Below are 22647 nucleotides of genomic sequence, written 5' to 3' on the forward strand. Positions count from 1 at the left end.
GGTGACGGAACCTGTTGTCGCCAGCGGGGTCGCGAGCTTCGCCTGGTTGCTGTTGGCGCTGCCCGCGTTCGGTGCGGCGGTGCTGTTGGTCAGTGGTCGGCGCGCGGACAGGTGGGGCCACCTGCTCGGCAGCGCCACGCTGCTGGCGTCGTTCGGCTACGCGCTCGCGCTGTTCTTCTCGACGCTCGGTGTGTCGAACCCCGAGGAGCGGGTGCAGAACCTGCACCTGTTCAACTGGATCGACGTCAACGCGCTGACCGTCGAGTTCGGACTGCGGCTCGACCCGCTGTCGCTCACGTTCGTGCTGCTGATCACCGGTGTGGGTTCGCTGATCCACATCTACTCGATCGGCTACATGGCGCACGAGGAGGGCAGGCGCAAGTTCTTCGCCTACCTCAACCTCTTCGTCTCGGCGATGCTCCTGCTGGTGCTGGGCAACGGTTTCGTGACCCTGTACTTCGGCTGGGAGGGCGTCGGTCTCGCCTCGTACCTGCTGATCGGCTGGTACCAGTACAAGCCGGAAGCGGCGTCGGCGGCCAAGAAGGCCTTCCTGATGAACCGCGTCGGTGACCTGGGCCTCGCGATCGCGATCTTCCTGATGTTCAACAAGCTCGGGACGACGCAGTACACCGAGGTCTTCGCGCGGGTGAGCGAGTTCTCCTCCGCCGAGGTCCTCGCGATCACGCTGCTGCTGCTCCTGGGCGCCTGCGGCAAGTCGGGCCAGTTCCCGCTCCAGGCCTGGTTGCCGGACGCGATGGCCGGCCCGACCCCGGTGTCCGCCCTGATCCACGCGGCGACGATGGTCACCGCGGGCGTGTACCTCATCGCCCGCTCGAACCCGCTCTACAACCTGAGCGCGGACGGCCGCCTGGTCGTGATGATCATCGGTGGCGTCACGCTGCTGATCGGCTGCATCATCGGTTGCGCCTACGACGACTTCAAGAAGGTCCTGGCGTACTCGACGGTCTCGCAGATCGGCTACATGATCCTCGCGGTGGGCCTCGGCCCGATCGGGTACGCGCTCGGCATCATGCACCTGCTGACGCACGGCTTCTTCAAGGCCGGGCTCTTCCTCGGTGCCGGTTCGGTCATGCACGGCATGAACGACGAGGGCAACATCCGCCGGATGGGCGGGCTCTACAAGTTCCTGCCGATCACCTTCGTCACCTGGACGCTCGGCTACCTCGCGCTGATCGGCATCCCGCCGTTCGCGGGCTACTTCTCGAAGGACGCCATCATCGCGGCGGCGTTCGGCGCGGAGGGCTGGCGCGGGTACGTCTTCGGCGGTGTCGCACTGCTCGGTGCCCTGCTGACCGCGTTCTACATGACGCGCCTGCTGATCCTGGTCTTCCTGGGCCAGCCCCGCTGGAAGGACCTGAAGGCGGAGAACGGCAAGGACTACCACCCGCACGAGTCCCCGCTGACGATGACCGTTCCGATGATCGTCCTCGCGGTCGGCTCCGTCGCCGGTGGCTGGTTCCTCTCCTCCGGCGGCCGTCTCGCCGGGTGGCTCGAGCCCTCGCTGGGCGAGCTGCAGGAGTCGCACGGCGTGCTGTCGCACGGCATGGTCGGGATCCTGACCGTCGTCCTGTCGCTCGTCGGCGCCGGCCTCGCGTTCCTGCTCTTCGGCCGCGGCAAGCAGCCGGTCGAGCGGCCGGAGCGGGTGTCGTTCCCGGTGCGCGCGGCCCGTGCGGACCTCTACGGCAACGCACTGAACGAGGCCCTCTTCGCGCGGCCGGGCACCTGGCTCACCCGCGCGCTGGTGTACCTCGACCTCAAGGGCGTCGACGGTGTGGTCAACGGCACCGCGGCGCTGCTCGGCGGTAGCTCCGGCCGGTTGCGCAGGCTGCAGACCGGGTTCGTCCGCTCCTACGCACTGTCCATGCTGCTGGGCTCGATCTTCGTGCTCGGGGCGCTCCTGGTGGTGAGGTTCTCGTGAGCTGGGTTCTGATCGCACTCATGGTGGTGCCGCTCGTCGGCGCACTGGTGGTGGCGTTCCTGCGCAAGAACGACCGCACGGCCAAGCTCGTCGCACTGGCGATCTCGCTCGTGGAGCTCGTGCTCGCCGTTCTGCTGTGGACCGCCTACGACCCGGACGGCGAGCGCATCCAGCTCGCCTCGGGCGTCGACTGGATCCCGGCGTTCGGCGTGCGGCTGTCGTTCGGCATCGACGGCATCGCGCTGGTGATGATCGCGGTCATCGCGCTGCTGATCCCGCTGGTGATCGGCGCGGGCTGGACGGAGAAGCTGCCCGCCGGCCGTTCGCAGGGCGGCTACCTCGCGCTGATCCTCGTGCAGGAGGCCGTGACGGTCGCGGTGTTCGCCGCCACCGACGTCTTCCTGTTCTACGTGCTGTTCGAGGTCATGCTCATCCCGATGTACTTCCTGATCGGCGGCTACGGCGGCGCGCGCAGGCAGTACGCGGCGGTCAAGTTCTTCCTGTACTCGTTCCTCGGCGGCCTGATCATGCTGGCCTCCGCGATCGGCGCCTACGCGATGGCGTCGGACGAGCTGGGCAAGGGCACGTTCGACTGGGCGACGCTCGTGACCGTGGTCCGCGACGCCGACCCGACGACGCAGACCTGGCTGTTCCTCGGCTTCTTCCTCGCGTTCGCGATCAAGGCGCCGCTCGTGCCGTTCCACACCTGGCTGCCCGACGCCGCGGCCGAGGCGCCCATCGGCGTCACGGTGATCGTCGTCGGCATCCTCGACAAGGTCGGCACGTTCGGCATGCTGCGCTACCTGCTGCCGATGTTCCCGGAGGCGTCGAAGAACCTGGCGCCGTACGTGCTCGTGCTCGCGGTGGCCGGTGTCCTCTACGGATCGCTGCTCGCCACGGGCCAGCGGGACATGAAGCGGTTCCTGGCCTACGTCTCGATCGCGCACTTCGGCTTCATCGCGCTCGGCATCTTCTCGTTCACGTCGCAGGCCGGCGTGGGCTCGGTGTCGTACATGCTCAACCACTCGATCTCGACCGGCATGCTGATCCTGGTGATCGGCATGGTGATCGCGCGCGGTGGTTCGTCGCAGATCTCCGACTACGGCGGCATGTCGAAGGTGGCGCCGCTGCTCGCCGGCATGCTGCTGATCTCCGGTCTGACCACCCTGTCGCTGCCGGGCACGAACTCGTTCGTCTCGGAGTTCCTGGTGCTGATCGGCTCGTTCCCGACCCGTCCGGTGTTCACGATCATCGCGACGGTCGGCATGGTGCTCGCGGCGCTCTACGTGCTGTGGCTCTACCAGCGGATCATGACCGGCCCGCTGCGCGGCGACGCCCTCATCGGTGCCGCGGCCGGTCCGGGTGCCGTCGGCGACCCGGAGAAGAAGACCGCCATCGGCGACCTCACCAAGCGCGAGATCGCCGTGCTGGCACCGCTCGTTGTCATCGTGCTGGCACTCGGGTTCTACCCGCAGCCGGTGCTCGACGTCATCACCCCGACTGTCGGGGCGACGCTGACCGAGGTCGGCGTGACCGACCCGGTCACCGTGCAGGAAGGCAAGTGACGTGAACCTTCTCGTCGCTCAGGCGCAGACGATCGAGGCGCCGGAGATCGATTACGGCGCCATCGCGCCGCTGCTGGTCGTGCTCGGTGCCGCGTGCATCAGCGTGCTGCTGGAAGCGTTGCTGCCCAAGCACCAGCGCTGGGCCGTGCAGCTCGTCCTGACGCTCGTCACGATGGTCGGCGCGACCGGTGCGCTGATCCTCTACGCGACGTCGGAGCGTCCCGAGCAGGGCGTGGCGACGCTGGCGGGCGCGATCGCGGTCGACTCGCCGTCGCTCTTCCTGTGGGCCACGCTGCTGGTGCTCGGGTTCGGCTCGGTGCTGCTGATGGCCGACCGCTCGGTGGAGCCGGGCGGCGCGTTCGTGGCGCAGGCCGCGATCCGCCCCGGCACGGTCCAGGACCGCGCGCAGGCGACGAAGACCGGCATGCAGACCGAGATCTTCCCGCTCACGCTGTTCGCGCTCGGCGGCATGATGACGTTCGTCGCCTCGAACGACCTGCTGACGATGTTCATCGCGCTGGAAGTCCTGTCGCTGCCGCTGTACCTGCTGTGCGGCCTCGCTCGCCGCCGTCGCCTGCTCTCGCAGGAAGCGGCCGTGAAGTACTTCCTGCTCGGCGCGTTCGCCTCCGCGTTCTTCCTCTACGGCGTGGCCCTGCTGTACGGCTACGCGGGTTCGGTGAAGCTCTCGGCCATCGCGACCGCCGCGGGCGGCACGGACCGCTCCGACACGCTGCTGTTCGCGGGCTTCGGCCTGCTGGTGGTGGGTCTGCTGTTCAAGGCGGCCGTCGGCCCGTTCCACGCCTGGACGCCGGACGTGTACCAGGGCGCCCCGACGCCGGTGACGGCGTTCATGGCGGCCTGCACCAAGGTCGCCGCGTTCGGCGGCATCCTGCGCGTGCTCACGGTGGCGTTCGAGAACACGCAGTGGGAGTGGCGCGGCGTGCTCTACGGCGTCGCGGTCGTGTCGATGGTGATCGGCGCGGTCCTGGGTCTCACCCAGACCGACGTGAAGCGCATGATCGCGTACTCCTCCGTGGCGCACGCGGGCTTCCTGCTGATCGGCTCGATCGCGCTGACCCCCGAGGGCGACGCCCCCGGTGTGAGCGCGACCATGTTCTACCTGCTGGCGTACGGCTTCACCACGATCGCCGCGTTCGGCATCGTGTCGCTGGTCCGCAACTCGGACGGCGAGGCGACGCACCTGTCGCAGTGGGCGGGTCTCGCCAAGCGGTCGCCGATCGTGGCGGGCGTCTTCACGTTCCTGCTGCTGGCCCTGGCCGGCATCCCGCTGACGTCCGGCTTCATCGGCAAGTTCGTCGTGTTCAGCGCGGCGATCGACGCCGGCCTGACGCCGCTCGTGGTGATCGCTCTCGTGGCCTCGGCCGTGGCGGCGTTCTTCTACCTGCGGGTGATCGTGCTGATGTACTTCAGCGACCCGGCCCCGGACGGCCCGACCGTCACGGTCCCCGGCGCGTTCACCACGATCGCGATCACGCTGGGCGCCGTCGTGACCTTGGTGCTGGGTCTGTGGCCCACCTTCGTGCTCGATTGGGCGGGTACCGGCACCTTCCTCAGCTAGGTGTACGTACGCTGCTGGTGTGACCAGTAGCGAGCAGTTGGGGCCGGGGTTCGCGTTGGTGGACCCCGTGCTCACCGAGGTAGTCCAGGACGGCCTGGCCGAGGTGGAGCGCATCCTGCACGACGTCGTGCAGAGCGAGTTCCACCCGGTCACGGAAACCTCGCTTCACCTTGTGGAGGCGGGCGGGAAGCGGATCCGCCCGCTCTTCACGCTGCTCGCATCGCAGTTCGGCGCCGACTGGGACCGGGACAAGGTCATCAAGGCCGCCACTGTGGTCGAGCTCACCCACCTCGCGACGCTCTACCACGACGACGTCATGGACGAGGCGACCATGCGGCGCGGAGCGGTCTCCGCGAACGTCAAGTGGGACAACAGCATCGCGATCCTGACGGGCGACTTCCTGTTCGCCCACGCGTCCCGGCTGACCGCCGACCTGGGGACGGACGCGGCGCGGATCATCGCGGAGACGTTCTCGGTCCTCGTGACCGGCCAGATGCGCGAGACCGTCGGCCCGCGGCCCGGCGAGGACCCGATCTCCCACTACCTCAAGGTGATCGAGGAGAAGACCGGCGTCCTGATCGCCACCGCGGCGCTGTTCGGCGGCATGTTCTCCGACGCGACCGACGAGCAGACGGACGCCCTGCGCCGGTACGCCGAGGTGATCGGGGCCGCGTTCCAGATCTCGGACGACGTGATCGACATCGCCTCCCCGTCCGTCGAGTCCGGCAAGACGCCCGGCACCGACCTGCGCGAGGGCGTGAAGACGCTGCCGATGCTCCACTCGCTCGCCGACCCGGCCGAGACGCGCCTGCACGAGCTGCTGGCGGGACCGATCACCGACGACGCGCTGGTGGACGAGGCCCTCGAGCTGCTGCGGAAGTCCTCGGGCATGGACAAGGCCCGCGAGACCCTCGACGACTACGCGGACCGGGCCCGCACGGAGCTGGGCAAGCTGCCGCCGTGCGCCGCGCGGGACGCGTTGGAGGAGCTGGCCACGTACGTGGTCGAGCGCACTCGCTAGGGCCCGCTGACCGGCGCGAGCGCCTGCTTGCGCCGGTTCCGCACCGCGTCGACGGTGAAGACCGCCAGGGCCAGCCAGACCAGGCCGAACCCGATCCACCGGCTGGCCGGCATCGGTTCGTGCACGACGAACACGCCCCACGCGAACTGCAGGATCGGCGCGATGTACTGCAGCATCCCCATGGTGCTCAGCGGGATCAGCCGGGCACCCGCGCCGAACGCCAGCAACGGGATCACCGTCACGATGCCGGTGCTGACGAGGAGCAGGGCGTGGCCGGTGCCGGCGGCGGCGAACGTGTTCGCGGTGCCGAGCGTGAGCAGGTAGATCAGCGCGATCGGCGCGATGACGGCGTTCTCGGCGGTGAGACTGGAGATCGCGTCCAGCGGGACCTTCTTCTTCAGCAGGCCGTAGATGCCGAACGAGCAGGCCAGCACCAGCGAGATCACCGGTAGCCTGCCGTAGTCGATGGTGAGCACGATCACAGCGATCACGGCCACACCGATGGCCGCGACCTGAGTGATGCGCAATCGTTCCTTGAGGAAGATCATGCCCAGTGCCACGCTCACCAACGGGTTGATGAAGTAGCCGAGTGCGGCCTCGACGACATGATGGCTGTTCACGGCGTAGATGTACGTTCCCCAGTTGACCGTGATCAGAACGGCCGCCGCGGTGACGATGAGCCAGCCCCGTCCGGACAGCTCGAGCAGGGGACGCCACCGGCGGAGCACCGCGACGACGATGGCGAGCACGACGAACGACCAGACGATCCGGTGTGCGAGCACCTCGACCGGCTGGGCGGGTACGAGGAGTGGCCAGTACGCCGGGAACAGGCCCCAGAGGACGTAGGCGATTGCGCCGTAGGTGACCCCTCGCCCCTGGGTGTGAACTTCTGGCGAAGTGAGGGCAGAGGTTGTCGGAGGGGGCACAAAATCCCACTCTACGCTGGGCTTTCCACCCGTTATTTGCGCTGAACGGCGTAGTGACGGAGCATCATCAAAGGCACTGTAGTTTGGCCATGCTCACCCTTCCGAGTGAGTGAGGTCGGAGTGTGGTCGTAGAAGGGGCTTACCCGTGAACATCTTCGGGCAGGTCTGGCTGTGGAGCCTGCTGTCCTTCGTTGCGGGAGCGCTGGTCACCTGGCTGGTGTACGTACGCCCCGCGCGCAAGCGGATCGCCGACCTCAATGATCAACTTGTCTACGCCCGCAGGTCGTCCGCGCCCGTCGCGGCACCGGCCCCGGTCGACGACTTCGTGATCGACGAGTGGGCCGACGCGCCGCCGCGGTCGCTGAGCGACGAGGTGCCGGCACCCCCGGCACCCGCTCCCGTGCCCGCCGCCGCGCCGTACGTGGAGCCGCCCGCCTACTTCGGCGAGCCCGTCGCGGCACCCGCGCCGCCGACCGTCGTCGAGGAGGAGTCCGCTCCCGCCGCCGAGGAGCGCCGCGACCAGCCGGAGGAGCTCGAGGAGCACGACGAGCCGTCCGCACCGGTCCGCCAGTACCTGGAGCCCGACGAGGCGCAGCGCCGCTTCGAGGAGCAGCTGGCCGAGCAGAGGGCGCTGGCCGACACCGAGGACGACGACCGCCCGCGGTCGCTGTTCGAGCGCCTCTCGCACGACGAGGTGCCCGCCGAGACCCCGGCCGAGCAGACGACGGTCCTGTCGCAGTCCGGCCTCGAGGCCGCGGACTTCGACGACGAGCCGGAGCTCCCGGCCGAGCAGACCTCGTACGTGCCCACGGTCCCGCCGGTCGCCGAGCCCGGCGCCCCGGCGGCGCAGCCGACCGCCGGTCCCGAGGTCGAGCAGACCGACGACTTCGTCTACCAGCCCCGCGAGGTGTGGGCGCAGGACGAGCCGGAGACGTACCTCGACGAGGCCGCCGAGCAGGAGGACGAACCCGCGCCGACGCGCTCCGAGCAGACGACGTTCATCGCCGTCGAGGAGAGCAGCTGGCCCGACAACGACCTCACCGGCGAGTACCCCGGCCTGCGCGACGAGATCTCCGGCCAGCTGGACGGCTTCACCGAGCCGGAGCCCGAGGCCGAGGCCGAGGTCCAGCCGGAGGAGCCCGCCGAGCAGACCGGCCTGATCGAGCCGATCGACCTCGACGCCCCGCAGGTGCGCAACGGCGTCTTCGAGCCGACGCCGGCCGAGGAGCCGCAGCCGGAGCCCGAGCTGGCGGCTCACGCCCCGCGCGAGGAGCCGGTCCACCAGGAGCCGGCTCACCGGGAACCGGTCTACGAGGAGTTCGTCGAGCCCGAGTACACCGGCTCGTTCACCCAGCCGTTCGTGGCTCCGGGAGCCCCCGCCCCCGCACCGTTCTCGGCGTTCGAGCCGCGTGTGGAGACCGACGAAGCCCCGGAACGCACCCCGCGTGCCGTCGGCGCCGCCTTCTCGCACAACGCGGAGACCCCCGAGGCCCCCGCGGCACCGGTGGCCGACCGCCCGCGCTCGCTCTTCGAACCGCTGCTGGACGCCGACGAGCCGCTGCCGCCCCTCGGCCAGACCCGCACGCTCCCGGACACGTCGAACGACCAGCCGTTCGTCCCGAAGTTCGTGCCGAGCGACGAGCCCCTGCTCGCCGCCCCGCCGGAGCCCGAACCCGAGCCGGTGCACCTGCCCCAGCGCCACACCGAGGCGGGCCTGCCCATCCGCGAGGCCAGGCGCACGACCCCGCAACGCCAGCAGAGCTTCCCGGCGTTCGCGGCGTTCGAGTCCCCGAAGCAGGAGGCCCCCAAGCCCGCCCCCGCACTCCCGGCGCGCCCCCGCCCGGTCGGCTTCTCGCCGTCCACCGGCGGCCGCCCGAACGGTGCCCCGGCAGGCGGCGGCACCGGTCCGGCCCGCTTCCAGCAGCCGGAGGGCTTCAACCCGCGCTCGCCGTTCGGCCCGGGCTCGGTGCTGCCGAAGTCGGACGGCACGGCGCCGGCCGCGGACTTCGCCGTGAAGGCCACGCTGACCGGGCGTCGTTACTACTCCGAGGGGTCCGCGAACTTCGTGGAGACGCGGGCCGACGTGTGGTTCCGCACGGAGGCCGACGCGGAGAAGGCCGGGTTCCGCCCGGCACCCTGATCCTCGAAGCACAACGGAAAAGGCCCCCACCGCGTTCGGTGGGGGCCTTTTCCGTCGCTCCGCGGTCAGCCGACCACGGTCCAGGTGTCCTTGCCGTGCAACAGCTTGGCCAGGTCCGCGGCCTTCGTGGCCTTGGCCTCGCCGACCTGCGCCCGCACACCGTCGTCGTACGTGGTGCGGTTCGCCCGCCGGAACACACCGGTGACGGTGTGCGTGAGGTCCTGCGTCGACAGCCGCGACAGCGCGAACGACAGGTTCAGGTCCGACGCGTCGTGCACCACGACGTCGCTCGCGTCCACGTCCGCGGACTTGGCGACCGCGAGCCCGAAGCCCTCGCGCACCACGCAGTACTCGCCCTCGCGGCCGAAGCGGATCGGCTCGCCGTCGACGACGTTGATGATCCGCCGCTGCGCCTCGTCCGCGTCCTTCAGCACGTCGAACGCGCCGTCGTTGAAGATCGGGCAGTTCTGGTAGATCTCGACGAGCGCCGACCCGCGGTGCTCGGCCGCCTGGCGCAGCACCGAGGTCAGACCGGCCTTGTCCGAGTCGAGCGCCCGGCCGACGAAGGAGGCCTCCGCGCCCAGCGCCAGCGACACCGGGTTGAACGGGTGGTCGAGCGACCCGAGCGGGGTCGACTTGGTGACCTTGCCCTCCTCGGAGGTGGGCGAGTACTGACCCTTGGTGAGGCCGTAGATCCTGTTGTTGAACAGCAGGATCTTGAGGTTCACGTTGCGCCGCAACGTGTGGATCAGGTGGTTGCCGCCGATCGACAGCGCGTCGCCGTCACCGGTCACCACCCACACGCTCAGGTCCGGCCGCGCCACGGCGAGACCCGTGGCGATGGCCGGCGCACGGCCGTGGATGGAGTGCATGCCGTAGGTGTTCATGTAGTACGGGAAGCGGGACGAACACCCGATGCCCGACACGAACACGATGTTCTCGCGCTTGAGACCCAGCGAGGGCAGGAACGACTGCACGGTGTTGAGCACGATGTAGTCGCCGCAGCCGGGGCACCAGCGGACTTCCTGGTCGGACTTGTAGTCCCTGGCCGTCTGCTTCTCGTCGGTGGTGGGAACCCCGGTCAAGCCGGGGATTCCGAGGTCGATCGCGGTCACGCCGACACCCCCTTGATCACGTCAGCGAGCACGTCCTGCAACTCCTCCGCCTTGAAGGGCAGGCCCTGGACCTTCGTGTACGACACGGCGTCCACCAGGTACTTCGCCCTCAACAACAACGCGAGCTGGCCCAGGTTCATTTCCGGCACGACCACCTTGTCGTAGCTGCGGAGCACCTCGCCCAGGTTCTTCGGGAACGGGTTGAGGTGCCGCAGGTGCGCGTGCGCGACCGGCAGGCCCAGCTTGCGGACCCGGCGGGCCGCCGCGCCGATCGGGCCGTACGACGAACCCCAGCCCACGACGAGCACGCGGGCGTTGCCGTCCGGGTCCTCGACCTCGACGTCCGGCACCTCGATGCCGTCGATCTTCGCCTGGCGCAGGCGGACCATCTTGTCGTGGTTCTCGGGGTCGTACGAGATGTTGCCGGTGACGTCCTGCTTCTCCAGGCCGCCGATGCGGTGCTGCAGACCGGGGGTGCCCGGCACGGCCCACGGGCGGGCCAGCGTCTCCGGGTCGCGGGAGTACGGCTGGAAGTTCTCCGGGTCGGTCGCGAACTCGACGGTGAGGTCGGGCAGCGAGTCGACGTCCGGGATCAGCCACGGCTCGGAGCCGTTCGCCACCGCGCCGTCGGACAGGAACAGCACCGGCGTGCGGTACTTCAGCGCGATCCGGCACGCGTCGACCACGGCGTCGAAGCAGTCCGAGGGGGACCGCGGCGCCACGACCGGCACCGGCGACTCGCCGTTGCGGCCGAACATCGCCTGCAGCAGGTCGGCCTGCTCGGTCTTGGTCGGCAGACCGGTGGACGGGCCACCGCGCTGCACGTCGATCACGAGCAGCGGCAGCTCGGTCATCACGGCGAGGCCGATGGTCTCGGACTTCAGCGCGATGCCGGGGCCGGACGTCGACGTCACGCCGAGCGCGCCGCCGTAGGACGCGCCGAGGGCGATGCCGATGCCCGCGATCTCGTCCTCGGCCTGCACCGTGGTGATGTCGAAGTTCTTGTGCTTGCTGAGCTCGTGCAGGATGTCCGACGCCGGCGTGATCGGGTACGTGCCGAGCACGACGGGCAGCTTCGACAGCTGCGCGGCCGCGACGATGCCGTACGCCGTCGCCGTGTTGCCGGTGATCTGGCGGTAGGTGCCGACGTTGAGCTTCGCGGGCGCCACCTCGTAGGTGACGGCGAAGGCCTCGGTCGTCTCGCCGTAGTTCCAGCCGGCGCGGAAAGCGAGGACGTTGGCCTCGGCGATGTCGGGCTTCTTCGCGAACTTCTCGCGCAGGAACCGTTCCGTGCCCTCGGTCGGCCGGTGGTACATCCACGAGAGCAGCCCGAGCGCGAACATGTTCTTCGCGCGCTCGGCGTCCTTCTTGCCGAGGCCGGTCTCCTCGAGGGCGCCGATGGTCAGCGTCGCCATGGCGATCTTGTGGACCTGGAAGCGCTCGAGCGAGTCGTCCTCGAGCGGGTTCGAGTCGTAGCCGACCTTCGTCAGGTTCCGCTTCGAGAACTCGTCGGTGTTGACGATGAGGATGCCGCCGTCCGGCAGTTCCCCGACGTTCGCCTTGAGCGCGGCCGGGTTCATCGCGACGAGGACGTCGGGACGGTCGCCGGGCGTCAGGATGTCGTAGTCGGCGAAGTGCAGCTGGAACGACGACACACCGGGCAGGGTCCCCTGTGGTGCGCGGATCTCGGCGGGGAAGTTGGGCTGCGTGGCGAGGTCGTTGCCGAACGCCGCCGCTTCCGACGTGAACCGGTCTCCGGTGAGCTGCATACCGTCACCGGAGTCGCCGGCGAAGCGGATCACGACGCGATCCAGCTTGCGGGTCTCAGTGCTCATTCCTACGCCGATACCTCTCTCCAAGGGTGGCTGTGCCCCACCGCGAGGGTAGCCGCCAGGACCGCCAGCGAGACGGGCCGTGTACCACTAGGCGAGACGAACTGTCCCATCTGCCGCACCGGGGCCCCAACTGGACGGTAAGCACAGCACTACCAGCGGATACCCGGACGCGGCAGACGTCACCCTCGATACCTGTTACCCAAGGTAACACCTAACGCCCGCTGATCCGAGCCTTCATCGCGGCAAGCCTGGCAGCGAATTCTGGAGTGTCGATCGAAGTCACCTGTGGCCGCAGCTCGGTCTCGACGGCGTGCCCGTGGTCCTGCATCGCATCGGTCAGCCGCATCGTCGCCTTGATGGTCCGGACGAGTCCGGCCGGAGCGTCGGCGGCGGCCCGCGCCATCTCCTCGGCCGCTGCCAGCGGGTCCTCGGCCCTGGAGTGGGCGAGCCCGACGCGCACCGCCTCGTCGGCGTCGAGGATCTGCCCGAACAGCGTCATGGCCGTCGCGGTCTGCCTGTTCGTGATCCTCTGCAGCATCCAGGTCATGCCGCCGCCGGGGTGGATGCCGAGCTGGAGGAACCGCGCGTCGAACCGCGCCTTCGGCCCCGCGATCCGCACGTCGGCGGCCAGCGCGAGGTTGAGCCCGGCGCCGACCGCCGCGCCGTTGACCGCGGCGATCGTCGGGATGGTGGCGTCGGCCACCGCGAGGAAGCCCCGGTAGATCTGCTTGAGGCCCTCGTCCTTGGAGTTGCCGAGCTGCGTGAGGTCCGCGCCGGCGCAGAACGCGGGCGGCGCACCCGTGACGATCAGCGCGTTGGCTTCCTGCTCGGCCTGCTTGACCTTGTCGTGCAGCTCCTTCGACAGGTCGATCGTCAGTGCGTTGCGCCGGTCCGGATCGTTGATCGTGATGACGGCGACGGAGTCGTGGTGCTCCAGCAGAACCTCAGCCATGCCCGAACCCTAGGGTGCGGGCGGCCGGTCCAGGAGCCGGGACAGCACGACCGTGGACACGGTCCGGTCGATGATCTCGACGGCCCGCAGCCGCTCCAGCGCCGTCTCGAGGTGGTGGATGTCCGCCGCGCGCAGGTGCACGATCGCGTCCGCCGCGCCCGACACCGTGTAGGCCGCGCTGACCTCGGCCATCGGCTCCAGCCGGTGCTGGATGTCGTGCGGCGCCACGTTCCCCTTGCAGTGCACCTCGACGAAGGCCTCGGTGCCCCACCCGAGCGCCTCGGGGTCCACCACGGCCGTGAAGCCGCGCAGAACCCCGGTGTCCAGCAGTTTGTCCACCCGCCGCTTGACCGCGGGAGCGCTCAGCCCCACCTCCTTGCCGATCTCCGCGTAGCTGGAGCGCGCGTTGGCCATGAGGCACGAAATGATTCGCTGGTCGATGCTGTCCACACGCAACATTCTGCCCTAATCAACGCAATGTCGCGGCGTTGTTCGATGGTCTAGCGGCCCTTTACATTTCGATCCATGACCGTCTCCATCTCCGGGCCCGGCGAGCCGATCACGCTCGACATCGCAACGCCCCTCGTGCCGACGCGCGTGCCGACCACCCGTCGGTACCTGATGTGCCCGCCGACGTACTTCACGGTGGAGTACGCCATCAACCCGTGGATGGACCCCACCCGGCCGACCAGCACAACCCTGGCCGTGGAGCAGTGGACGGCCCTGAAGGAGACCTACGAGCGCCTCGGCCACGACGTCGAGGTCATCGACCCCGTCCCCGGCCTGCCCGACATGGTCTTCTCGGCCAACAGCGGCACCGTGATCGACGGCCGAGTCCTCGGCTCCCGCTTCCGCGCCTCCCAGCGCTCGGCCGAAGCCGACCACTTCCGCCGCTGGTTCCTCGGCGCGGGCTACAAGTCCGTGGTCATGCCCACCGCCGTCAACGAGGCCGAGGGCGACTTCACCTGGACCGGCTCCCTGCTGCTGGCCGGCACGGGCTTCCGCACCGACCCCCACGCGCACGCCGAGGCCCAGGAGGTCCTGGGCGTCCCGGTCGTCTCGCTGCAGCTGGTCGACCCGCGCTTCTACCACCTCGACGTGGCCCTGTTCATGCTCGACGACCAGTCCGCCTCACCGCTGGTCGCCTACTACCCGGAGGCGTTCTCGCCGGGCTCGCAGCAGGTCCTGAAGCGCCTGTTCCCGGACGCCGTGATCGCCAACGACGACGACGCCGTCTGCCTGGGCCTGAACGCGGTGTCCGACGGCAAGCACGTCGTCATGCCCGTCGAGGCCGTGCACCTGGCGGAGCAGGTGGCGCGGCGCGGGTTCGAGCCCGTGTTCGTGGACATCTCGGAGTTGCGCAAGTCGGGCGGCGGCCCGAAGTGCTGCACGATGGAGATCAGAGACTGACGAACCGCTCCACGGTTCTCGGTCTGCATTGAGCGGAGTTCTAAGCTTGCTCCGCTCAATGCAGATCACCCACGCGGTGCAGACGTAGCGTGTTGGGCTCAGCCCCGTCTGGTCGCCCAGAAGTCTTGTTGGTCGGGCTACATCCCAGAGATGAAGTCCACAGACTGGTCGACTACGAAAGGCTTCCCAGGGCAGGTTGGTGACCAGCCCTGGGCGAGGGCTGTGCGGATGCTGCTGGCGACGTCGGCCGGCCTGACCGGAGCGGCAGATGCGTTGACCCAGTTGCTAGGGTGCGGCTGGCTGGTTTTCACGACCAGGACGGCTCCCGCGGAGTCAGCCTGTTCGACTGCATAGCTCAACGGCGTCCAGGCGAGACCTTGGCAGTACGACGGTTTGTGCCGAACGCGCCAGCGGTAGATCGTGCCGTCGACGACGATCCGCCGAGAACCTTTTCTGGTCAGAGCCATGCCCGCCCCAAGGATCGCTTGTCAGAGCACGAAACGTACCCGTACCGGCATCGTCGTTTACACCGATATCCGCTGGTACGCGCGGGCAGCTTGTCCTTGAAATTCCGCAGTCCGCCTTCGAGCGCGGTGCGGGACAGCTGCGGGACAAGGGCTGTCCACAGCGGGTTGCTGCAGCTAGGAGATCTGCGAGTCTCCGGTTCAAACGCCGCACGATGGAACTGCGCGGCCAGACCTCGCCCGCGCAGTCCTGTTCCGCTGTTCCTGCGTGAAGGCCTGATATGCGGGTTGACCTGCTCTGATGCTGCCAACGACGTCAACGTCGGCAGGTAACCGTCTGTCGCTGACTGCGGTCTTCTGCGGCTGTCCCTGGAACATGTGTGGAACAAGAAGAGCCCCCGGCGAGGTCATCGCCGGGGGCTCTCTCAGTTCGTGTACCTGCGTCAATGCCTTCAGGTTGAGCTGGCGGCTTGTCGGTCCGACCGCGGTGCAGAAGATGAGCCGCCTCGATCTCACTCAACTCTGCCAGAGCGTGCTCACCGTCCACTCGTAGAGGAGCGTCGTACTCGATCAGCCATTTGAGCGCTTGCTCGAACGTGATGCGTTCAACCGGCAGGTAGCGGTCAAAGTCCGGCGGAAGGTGCATGTGCGGGCCTCTTTCGGGGCTCCGGCCGGCGGAATGCCAGCGCAAGCGCCACAGGTCGTGTCCGCGGGGCATTGGTCGCCTAAACTTTGGTCACAAGTCGCTCTTGATGTGGTTCTGCAGGCTCACGCTCGTCTCGGATGCGATGCGTCGTGTCGTGCTGCCGAGCACGCCAGCGCAGATCGTTTTCATCCCTGACGAACCGGACCGAGCAAAGCTCAGGCTGATGTTCGCAGTGGCCGATCGGCGACTGCGGAAAGCATGGTCGAGGCGCGCAGTAGGGCGATGTCGTCCCACAACAGTGGGATCCGGGACGTCGACGCGCTCGCTCACCGCTTCGACGTCCCGCCTCTCAAAGAGGTCACACGCCCTGCAACGGCAAGTGCGGCTCGTCGGACGCGGTCTTGGCGTTGAGTGCTCGAGCTTCCTCGAGCTGGTCTTCCAGGGTGACGATGCGGCAAGCGGCATCCAGTCCCGTGCCCTGGTCCACCAGAGCACGGACGCGGGCGGCCAGCCGGAGTTGGTGGCGGGAGTACCGGCGGTGTCCGCCGGCTGAGCGCTGCGGCTCGATGAGTTTCGCCTCGTCGAGGCTGCGCAGGAAGTTCGCCGACGTGTTGAGCAGTTCCACGGCCCGGCCCATCGTGTAGGCGGGGTAGTGCTCGTCGTCGAACTTCTCGGCTGTTGTCCGCGGTTCGTTGTCCGCTGTTCCGATCGTGTCTGGGGTCATCGCGCCTCCGCATCACGAGGGGCCCCGGTGCGTAGCACCGGGGCCCCAGGGTTGTTGGGTTTCACTTCCACCTAGCCGACCGTGAGATCGGCTCTCTCTGTCCGCATGACCTCTGTGAAAGCGGGCGTTGCGGGGATCGCGTGTGCGTAACCGAAGACCACCTACCAATCTGATGGAACTGCGGTACCCGCTCGGCGGAGTTCAGCCGAAGACGGGCGATCCGATGGTGTGCAACCCTTCCCTTCTCCTCTGATTACTACTTTTTCTCACGTGGGCTGTCGGCGCCGGGCCTCATGCACGTGCCGGCTTCACTTCCACCGACTGCCCTCGGCCACCTGCCAGGACCCCTTTCACTGATTGGCCCCGGCACATCTGACCGTCTTGCACTTGCACCTTCAACTGCGTCTTGCACTTACAACTACAACTTGCGACTTCAACTGCGTCTTGCACTTACAACTACAACTTGCGACTTCAACTGCGTCTTGCACTTACAACTACAACTTGCGACTTCAACTGCGTCTTGCGCTTACAACTGCAACTTGCACTTGATGAAACGGCTGCCGGCTCCGGGGTGTTGCGTACTACATCCGGTCTTGCGCACCGACTGCCCTTGGTCGTCCGGCTCGGAGCCCTCGAACTGCGGCTCTGGCCCGACTGACCGACTTGCACTTGCTCACGGGTAGTTCGTCATCTCCCGTGCCATCTATCTCTCTTCCAACGAGGAGAAGACTACACACAGCCAACGCCGATTGTCTACCTCCACCACCATAGATTTGCTCGTTCGGGTGACATAGGTGTCCTCACCTGCGGATCTTCGTGGATCCGGTCTCGTCGGGCGCGGTCCAGCCGGGCTCCTGGCGGCTCAGATCTCCAACGCCCACTTCACATACCGCTTCGTCGCCGTGAACCTGGCCTTCTCGGAGGTCCGGGACGCCCCGTGCGCGTTCGCCGAGTCCACGGTCAGCAGTGCGCGGTCGTAGCCCTGCTCGAAGACGGTGTGCAGGGCATGAGCGATCAGAGTGCTCGCGACGCCGCGGTCGCGGTGTGAAGGGAGCGTTCCGATCACGATGAAGTGCACGTCGTGGATGCCGGTGGTTTCCGCGTCGGCCTCCCAGTTCATGGTCACCAGCACGCCCACCGCCGTCGCGGCGTCTCGCAGCAAGAAACTTGCCGAGGCCGGAACGTCTGGTTGGTGACCTTGTTCTTCCAGAGTTGGACGGGCATCGCACCGCGTCCCAGTTGTCCCGGTACGCCGCGTTCCGCACGGACCGGAACTCCTCGTCGTTCTTCGGCGACCACGGCTCGATCCGCGGATCGGCGGAAACCGGAACGTCGGAAAGGCCGTGCTCCAGCGCTGGTGGTGGCGGACCGGCTTGAACCCCTCGGCCTGCACGAGCGATGCGGTCGGGGCGGAAGACGTCGATGGCGAGCTCCAACGCCGGGTGGTGCAGGGCGTGCAGCACCTTGGCCGCGTCGATCCCGGCCCGCACGAGCCGCGTGCCGATGCCTCGGCGGCGGTAAGCGGGGTGCACGCCGCCGTCGAGGGAGACGCGGTGGACCTCTGAGGCGGTCGGGCGGTGCTGGATCTTCGTGTAACCGACCGCGACGTCGCCGTCGAAGGCCGCGAGGCTGGCTCGTTCGAGGTCCGCGCAGGGGTCGTCGAGCTCTTCCGGGTCGTCGTCAACGAGGTGCACCCACGCCGGCCGGATGTGGCGATCGCGTTCAACGGCAGTCCTGGCGACAGTTCGGACCGGGTGCTCGAGGCCCTCCGGCAGCGTCGCGGCCGCTGGGACAACAGCCGGGGCGGAGCAGCCCGGCGCGGTTCGCGCGTCCACCACCTCGCGGACGCGAAGCCTTCAGCGAGCTTGGAGCACAGCCTCCGAGTGTCCCTCGGCGTGATCACCCACCTGAGGCCCCAAGTGAAGTGAACCGCCCACGCGCTTCCTCCGTACCCCTCGTCAGACTCGGAGAACGCTGGCCGGCGATCAGGTCTTCGCAGGTCAGCACCGCGCATTCCGACAAGGTCGCGAGGCACGAACCGAACTGACGGACAGCGTCGCCAGTTCGTCAGGAGGCAACGATGAACTCACGCAGGACACACACGGCTAGCTAACTGTCCGTTAGCAACGCAGGGTCCAACTGATCAGAAACGTGACGAGAGTCACGCCGCAGGCTCTCGGGCTTGCCTGTGCTCGTGACGCGAGGTTACGTTCTCGCCCGCCGATAACGGTTTGGTCACCGGCAGGACAAGGAACCGCAGTCAGTGGGTCCGAGGTCCGGCCCGGAATCCCCCGCCAGGAGAGTCCGGTGGCCAAGCTCCCCGACGCAGGAGGCTTCCCCTTGGCCCGGCACAGCAAGGCCGATGGCCGAACCGTGTACACGGTCGTGCCCAGAGCAGCAGTGAAACCCGGCGCGCACCGAGTCGAGGACGACAAGGTCCCGCTCGCCCACCGCGTGAGCGCCATCGTCGTCGCGGCGGGTGTCGCCGCCGGCACCGCCGCCATCGCCAACGCCGCGACCAGCGGCACGGCCACCGAACTCGCCGCGGGTGCGGCCGAGCTGGGCGCTCTCCCCGACCAGCAGGCCAAGACCATCCAGACGGTGCACGACGTCAACCCGGGCAACCAGGTCGGTCGTCTCCTGCAGTTCCAGCAGATGTACGCGCAGCAGACCTTCGAGCAGGCCACCAAGGTCGCCGCCGACGCGCACGCCCAGCGCGAAGCGGCCGCCAAGGCCGAGGCCGAGCGTCAGGCCGAGATGCGCAAGCCCGCGAAGCAGCGCGAGGTCGAGGGCTGGATCAAGGAAGCCATCAAGGTCCTGCAGGCCAACGGCACCAACATCGACAACGGCTCCATGGACGAGATCTACACGATCATCATGAAGGAGTCGAACGGCAACCCCAACGCCGTGAACAACTGGGACTCCAACGCGATGCGCGGCACGCCGTCGAAGGGCCTGATGCAGTGCATCGACCCGACGTTCCGCGCCTACAAGCTGCCGGGGTACGACAACATCCTGGCGCCGGTGGACAACATCATCGCGGGCGTTCGCTACACCTACGCGCGCTACGGCGGCTTCCACAACCACCCCGGTCTGGTCTCCATGAACCTGGGTGGCGGGTACCTGGGGTACTGAGGAAGCGGCACGCCGCGCCGCGTCGGGGTGCGGGGGACGTATCGACGGGCAATGCTGTCAATCAGGTTCACCCACAAGAATGGCGGCCCTAGCGGGCGCACGCCCGGTAGTGCTCCCATCGAACGCGATCCCCGAACGCAGGGAGTGGCCGATGAACGAGCAACAGGCACGCGAGAACGAGCTGGAGAAGATCCGCTCGGAGGCGACGAGCTGGCTGGCCAAGATGGCCCAGGCGCAGCACCGTCCCCGGGTCGAGCAACGCAGGCCTGAGCACGACGCCATGACACCCGCGAAGCAGTAGGCGGCACGCAGCGGAAGCGCCCCGGTCACGGCCGGGGCGCTTCCGCGTTCTCGGGGCAGGGGAACGCCTCGGGGGAGCTGGTGTTCCTGAGGGTGACGTCGGTTAGCCCGTTCGAGGCGTCAGACCGCGAGGGTGGAGCCGCTCCCGGTAGCGCTTTCGGGCCCTGAGATCCACTCAGGACGCCCGCGGCACGGGGAACCGGGTCCGGGGGCCCGAGAGGGCTCGAGAGAGGGCCGGTGGACGCGCCGACCGGTCACACGGTCGGAGCCTCCCGTTCGAACGCGGTCCACAGCAGCTTCAACGGGTGGTCCGCGGGGTGCTTCGCGAGTGCGTCGGTGCGGGCGAACACGCCCACCAGCCGTTCGAGCGAGTCGTCGGCGAGCTGCACCACGCGCAGACCGCTGCCTTCGCGCAGTTCGTTGTTCGCCGCCACCACTCCCAGGCCGGACGTCACGATCATCGCGCCCTTGACCAGGTTGGAGCGCAGCAGGGAGATGCCGTACTGGATCTCGTCGATCTCGGCGGCGATGTCGAGCCCCTGCCGGTAGTCGGGGCCGAACCAGCCGCGCAGGAACTCCGCGATCAGCCCGGCGCCGGGCACGACCAGCGGCACCGACCGCAGCGCCGGCACGCGCACCTTGTCCCCGACGACGGTCTCCGGCAGGTTCGTCAGCAGCGCGAGCCCTCCCCGGCGCCACTCGATCACGTCGAACTCGGGGCGCTCCCACCCCGCGCCGGCCCTCGTGACGACGCTGCCGCACACGAGGTCGACCTCCTGCGTCTCCAGCTTGGTCCAGATGTCCTTGGTGCGGATGTGCACGACCTTGAGGTCGACGTCGCGCTCCTGGAACTCGTCCTCGACGTGGTGCCACGCCTTCGCGAGCGTGTCGAGCATGTACCGCGTGGTCCCCACGGTGACCGTCGTGCCGAGCTTGCGGCGGCACTCGTGAATTCCGTCGAGCCACTCCGCGAGCGTGTCCCGCGCCAATTCGACGAGCGACTCACCGGTCGGCGTGAACAGCACGTCCTTTCCGCGTCCCTGCTTCACCACGAGCGCTTCGCCGCACAGTTCCAGGAAGTTCCTGTTCAACGTGTCGAGCTGCTTCTGCACGCTCGACTGCTCGCGCCCCAGCGCCCGCGCCGCCCGCAGCGCCGAACGGGTCTCGTGCACCGTCAGCAGTGTCCTGAGCTGGTCCATCGTGGTGTCCAGCAGGGCTCCGGGCATGTTCAACAGGCGGTGCAGCGTGGTACTTGTGGGGAGCACCAACTGGGACGAGCCGGACATCGAGACCCTCTCTGGTGTTCTGTCGATCAGTTGAACTGAACTTGACCGCATTTCGCCGACAAATATCCTGGAGATCCTGTCGGCAAATCCCTGGACACTTATCGCGCGGTGTACAAAACTATCCGCGGCGACCACGCGTGGGAGCCGATTCCGGGGGGAATCATTGGGGGGTGGGGGTCCGCCAGGCGCGAGCCGGCGGGCCCCCAAGTACTACTCTCAGCCGTTGTGACGGCTTCCGCTCGCCTGGACTGGGGCACCACCTACCAGGTCACCGTTCTCGAACTCGGACTCGCCTGCTGCGGAGTCGAAGTGATGGCAGCTCTCGACCGCCTTCCCGACCTCGGCGTCACGCCGGTGGACGGCGCGGGTGAGGCGCACGTCCTCGTCGTCTCCGGCACCGTCACCGACGTCATGTTGCCCGCTGTCCTCCGCAGTTTCGAGGCCATGCCCGAACCCCGTTACGTCATCTCCGTGGGCGCCTGCAGCAACACGGGCGGCCCGTACTGGGATTCCTACAGCGTCACCAAGGGCATCGACCAGGCCCTCCCCGTCCACGTCGCCGTTCCCGGCTGCCCGCCGCGCCCCGAAGCGCTGCTCGAAGGCCTCAAGGCGCTGCACCGGCTGGTGAACGCGTGACGACCCCGAAGACCGCTTTCGGTCAGACGATCCACCACGTGGAGCTCGCCGCCTGGAGCGCGACGGCCGCAGCGAACCACGCCGGGGGCTTCGTGATGTTCGACTGGCTCGGCGTCGAGGACGCGGGCCGCCCCGGTGCCGTCGGGCAGCGCCACGCCGTGTTCCTGCACGTGATCGACCCGCGGACGCGCGAGGGCGTGATGCTGCGCACCGAGCTCGGCCCCGACGAGGCGCTGCCGAGCGTCGCCCACCTCTGGAAGGGCGCGCACTGGCACGAGCGCGAGGCCGCCGAGATGTTCGGCATCACCGTCGGCGGCGCGCCCGAGCACCTGCTGCTGCCGGACAGCTTCCAGGGCCACCCGTTGCGCAAGGACTTCGTGCTCGCCTCCCGCGTCGTGCGCCCGTGGCCCGGCCGCCTGGAGCCGGGCGAGGACACCACCAGCGCGCCGAGCCGCCGCCGCACCGCACCACCAGGAGTGCCGGACCCGTCCTGGGGCCCGCGCCGTGAAGAGGAGCAGTCGTGACGAACCTTCCACCGCGCACGAGAGGCGTCATCGCGCTGCTGGAGGCCAACTGCACGGTCTGCATGATCTGCGCGCGCGAATGTCCTGACTGGTGCATCCACATCACCAGCCACACCGAGGTCGAGCAGCAGCCCGGCAGCGCCCGCCCGCGCAGCCGCAACGTCCTCGACCGGTTCGCGATCGACTACGGCCAGTGTCTCTACTGCGGCATCTGCGTCGAGGTCTGCCCGTTCGACGCCCTGCACTGGGCGCCGGAGTTCGGCTACCCGGGAACGGGCTCGGTCGAGGGCGACGGTGCCGTGGCGGAACTGGTCCACGAACGGGACGTGCTCGCCACGTGGGTCGAGAAGGTGCCACCGCCGCCACCGCTCGACCCGGCCGCGGAGGCCGCGCCGGAGACGGCGACAGGAACTGGCAGGCGGCCTGGTTCGTTGAGAGGTAGGACGTAAA

The 22647-nt window shown here is 68.4% G+C and carries 19 protein-coding genes and 2 pseudogenes; 12 read left to right on the forward strand and 9 right to left on the reverse strand.

Annotated elements, in window-relative coordinates:
* The first annotated feature begins 1 nt into the window (after position 1).
* From nuoL to V1227_RS30710, 4 genes are read left to right on the forward strand one after another with little or no spacing between them, the layout of a single operon-like run.
* Positions 2 to 1939, forward strand: coding sequence for an NADH-quinone oxidoreductase subunit L (gene nuoL / locus V1227_RS30695; RefSeq protein ID WP_329788816.1), 1938 nt, complete (start codon positions 2 to 4; stop codon positions 1937 to 1939).
* Positions 1936 to 3504 carry an NADH-quinone oxidoreductase subunit M gene (locus tag V1227_RS30700; protein WP_329788817.1) on the forward strand — a complete coding sequence of 523 codons (1569 nt, stop codon included), beginning with the start codon at positions 1936 to 1938 and terminating at the stop codon, positions 3502 to 3504. The genes nuoL and V1227_RS30700 overlap by 4 nt, the downstream gene beginning before the upstream one ends.
* 1 nt (position 3505) lies before the next feature.
* Positions 3506 to 5083: an NADH-quinone oxidoreductase subunit NuoN gene (gene nuoN / locus V1227_RS30705; protein ID WP_236216832.1), complete on the forward strand. Its 1578-nt coding sequence runs from the start codon at positions 3506 to 3508 to the stop codon at positions 5081 to 5083.
* Between the two features lie 37 nt (positions 5084 to 5120).
* On the forward strand, positions 5121 to 6104 hold the full coding sequence (locus V1227_RS30710; protein ID WP_236216905.1) for a polyprenyl synthetase family protein: 984 nt from the start codon (positions 5121 to 5123) through the stop codon (positions 6102 to 6104).
* Here the strand turns inward: V1227_RS30710 and rarD are convergent.
* On the reverse strand, positions 6101 to 7030 hold the full coding sequence (gene rarD / locus V1227_RS30715; protein ID WP_329788818.1) for an EamA family transporter RarD: 930 nt from the start codon (positions 7028 to 7030) through the stop codon (positions 6101 to 6103). The two genes, V1227_RS30710 and rarD, sit on opposite strands and share 4 nt — an antisense overlap.
* A 145-nt stretch (positions 7031 to 7175) precedes the next feature.
* Here rarD and V1227_RS30720 point away from each other — a divergent pair, with 145 nt between their 5' ends.
* Positions 7176 to 9170 carry a sunset domain-containing protein gene (locus V1227_RS30720; protein WP_329788819.1) on the forward strand — a complete coding sequence of 665 codons (1995 nt, stop codon included), beginning with the start codon at positions 7176 to 7178 and terminating at the stop codon, positions 9168 to 9170.
* A 65-nt stretch (positions 9171 to 9235) separates the two neighbouring features.
* Here V1227_RS30720 and V1227_RS30725 read toward each other — a convergent pair whose 3' ends face one another.
* From V1227_RS30725 to V1227_RS30740, 4 genes are all read right to left on the reverse strand, one after another.
* Positions 9236 to 10285 (reverse strand): 2-oxoacid:ferredoxin oxidoreductase subunit beta, encoded by a 1050-nt coding sequence (locus V1227_RS30725; RefSeq protein WP_236216826.1) that lies wholly within the window; start codon positions 10283 to 10285, stop codon positions 9236 to 9238.
* Positions 10282 to 12120 (reverse strand): 2-oxoacid:acceptor oxidoreductase subunit alpha, encoded by a 1839-nt coding sequence (locus V1227_RS30730; RefSeq protein WP_090094651.1) that lies wholly within the window; start codon positions 12118 to 12120, stop codon positions 10282 to 10284. Before V1227_RS30730 ends, V1227_RS30725 begins: the two co-directional genes overlap by 4 nt.
* A 211-nt stretch (positions 12121 to 12331) precedes the next feature.
* Complete coding sequence (locus tag V1227_RS30735) at positions 12332 to 13072, reverse strand: enoyl-CoA hydratase (RefSeq protein ID WP_329788820.1); 741 nt, start codon at positions 13070 to 13072, stop codon at positions 12332 to 12334.
* A 9-nt stretch (positions 13073 to 13081) separates the two neighbouring features.
* A complete protein-coding gene (locus tag V1227_RS30740) occupies positions 13082 to 13522 on the reverse strand; it encodes an Lrp/AsnC family transcriptional regulator (RefSeq protein WP_166044709.1) in 441 nt (146 codons plus the stop codon).
* 75 nt (positions 13523 to 13597) lie between these two features.
* On the opposite strand from V1227_RS30740, the gene ddaH reads away from it, so the two are divergent.
* Positions 13598 to 14482 (forward strand): dimethylargininase, encoded by an 885-nt coding sequence (ddaH, locus tag V1227_RS30745; protein WP_442916391.1) that lies wholly within the window; start codon positions 13598 to 13600, stop codon positions 14480 to 14482.
* A gap of 1468 nt (positions 14483 to 15950) precedes the next feature.
* Here the strand turns inward: ddaH and V1227_RS30750 are convergent.
* Positions 15951 to 16316, reverse strand: a complete 366-nt coding sequence (locus V1227_RS30750) for a MerR family transcriptional regulator (RefSeq protein ID WP_329788821.1) — start codon at positions 16314 to 16316, stop codon at positions 15951 to 15953.
* A gap of 862 nt (positions 16317 to 17178) precedes the next feature.
* Positions 17179 to 17478 (reverse strand): GNAT family N-acetyltransferase, encoded by a 300-nt coding sequence (locus tag V1227_RS30755; RefSeq protein WP_329788822.1) that lies wholly within the window; start codon positions 17476 to 17478, stop codon positions 17179 to 17181.
* Between the two features lie 181 nt (positions 17479 to 17659).
* On the opposite strand from V1227_RS30755, the gene V1227_RS30760 reads away from it, so the two are divergent.
* A complete protein-coding gene (locus V1227_RS30760) occupies positions 17660 to 17881 on the forward strand; it encodes a hypothetical protein (RefSeq protein WP_329788823.1) in 222 nt (73 codons plus the stop codon).
* Here the strand turns inward: V1227_RS30760 and V1227_RS30765 are convergent.
* Positions 17834 to 18154: pseudogene (locus tag V1227_RS30765) on the reverse strand (hypothetical protein); the annotation flags it as partial. The gene V1227_RS30760 and the pseudogene V1227_RS30765 overlap by 48 nt on opposite strands.
* A 946-nt stretch (positions 18155 to 19100) precedes the next feature.
* Here V1227_RS30765 and V1227_RS40735 point away from each other — a divergent pair.
* Together V1227_RS40735 and V1227_RS30775 are read left to right on the forward strand one after the other, a co-directional pair.
* Positions 19101 to 19451, forward strand: a pseudogene (locus V1227_RS40735) (transglycosylase SLT domain-containing protein); the annotation flags it as partial.
* Between the two features lie 151 nt (positions 19452 to 19602).
* Complete coding sequence (locus V1227_RS30775) at positions 19603 to 19752, forward strand: hypothetical protein (protein ID WP_236216808.1); 150 nt, start codon at positions 19603 to 19605, stop codon at positions 19750 to 19752.
* A 253-nt stretch (positions 19753 to 20005) separates the two neighbouring features.
* Here V1227_RS30775 and V1227_RS30780 read toward each other — a convergent pair whose 3' ends face one another.
* Complete coding sequence (locus V1227_RS30780) at positions 20006 to 21037, reverse strand: LysR family transcriptional regulator (RefSeq protein ID WP_329788825.1); 1032 nt, start codon at positions 21035 to 21037, stop codon at positions 20006 to 20008.
* A 225-nt stretch (positions 21038 to 21262) separates the two neighbouring features.
* Between V1227_RS30780 and V1227_RS30785 the strand changes: the two genes are divergently transcribed.
* The 3 genes from V1227_RS30785 to V1227_RS30795 are packed head-to-tail and all read left to right on the forward strand — an operon-like array spanning position 21263 to position 22646.
* Positions 21263 to 21673, forward strand: coding sequence for an NADH-quinone oxidoreductase subunit B (locus V1227_RS30785; protein ID WP_090094656.1), 411 nt, complete (start codon positions 21263 to 21265; stop codon positions 21671 to 21673).
* On the forward strand, positions 21670 to 22197 hold the full coding sequence (locus V1227_RS30790) for an NADH-quinone oxidoreductase subunit C (protein WP_329788826.1): 528 nt from the start codon (positions 21670 to 21672) through the stop codon (positions 22195 to 22197). The genes V1227_RS30785 and V1227_RS30790 overlap by 4 nt, the downstream gene beginning before the upstream one ends.
* The gene (locus V1227_RS30795) at positions 22194 to 22646 is read left to right on the forward strand and encodes a 4Fe-4S binding protein (RefSeq protein WP_329788827.1); all 453 of its coding nucleotides are present in this window, start codon (positions 22194 to 22196) and stop codon (positions 22644 to 22646) included. Before V1227_RS30790 ends, V1227_RS30795 begins: the two co-directional genes overlap by 4 nt.
* The last annotated feature ends 1 nt before the right edge of the window (position 22647 follow it).

The sequence above is a fragment of the Lentzea sp. DG1S-22 genome (genome assembly GCF_036321065.1).
Classification (GTDB): Bacteria; Actinomycetota; Actinomycetes; order Mycobacteriales; family Pseudonocardiaceae; genus Lentzea; species Lentzea jiangxiensis.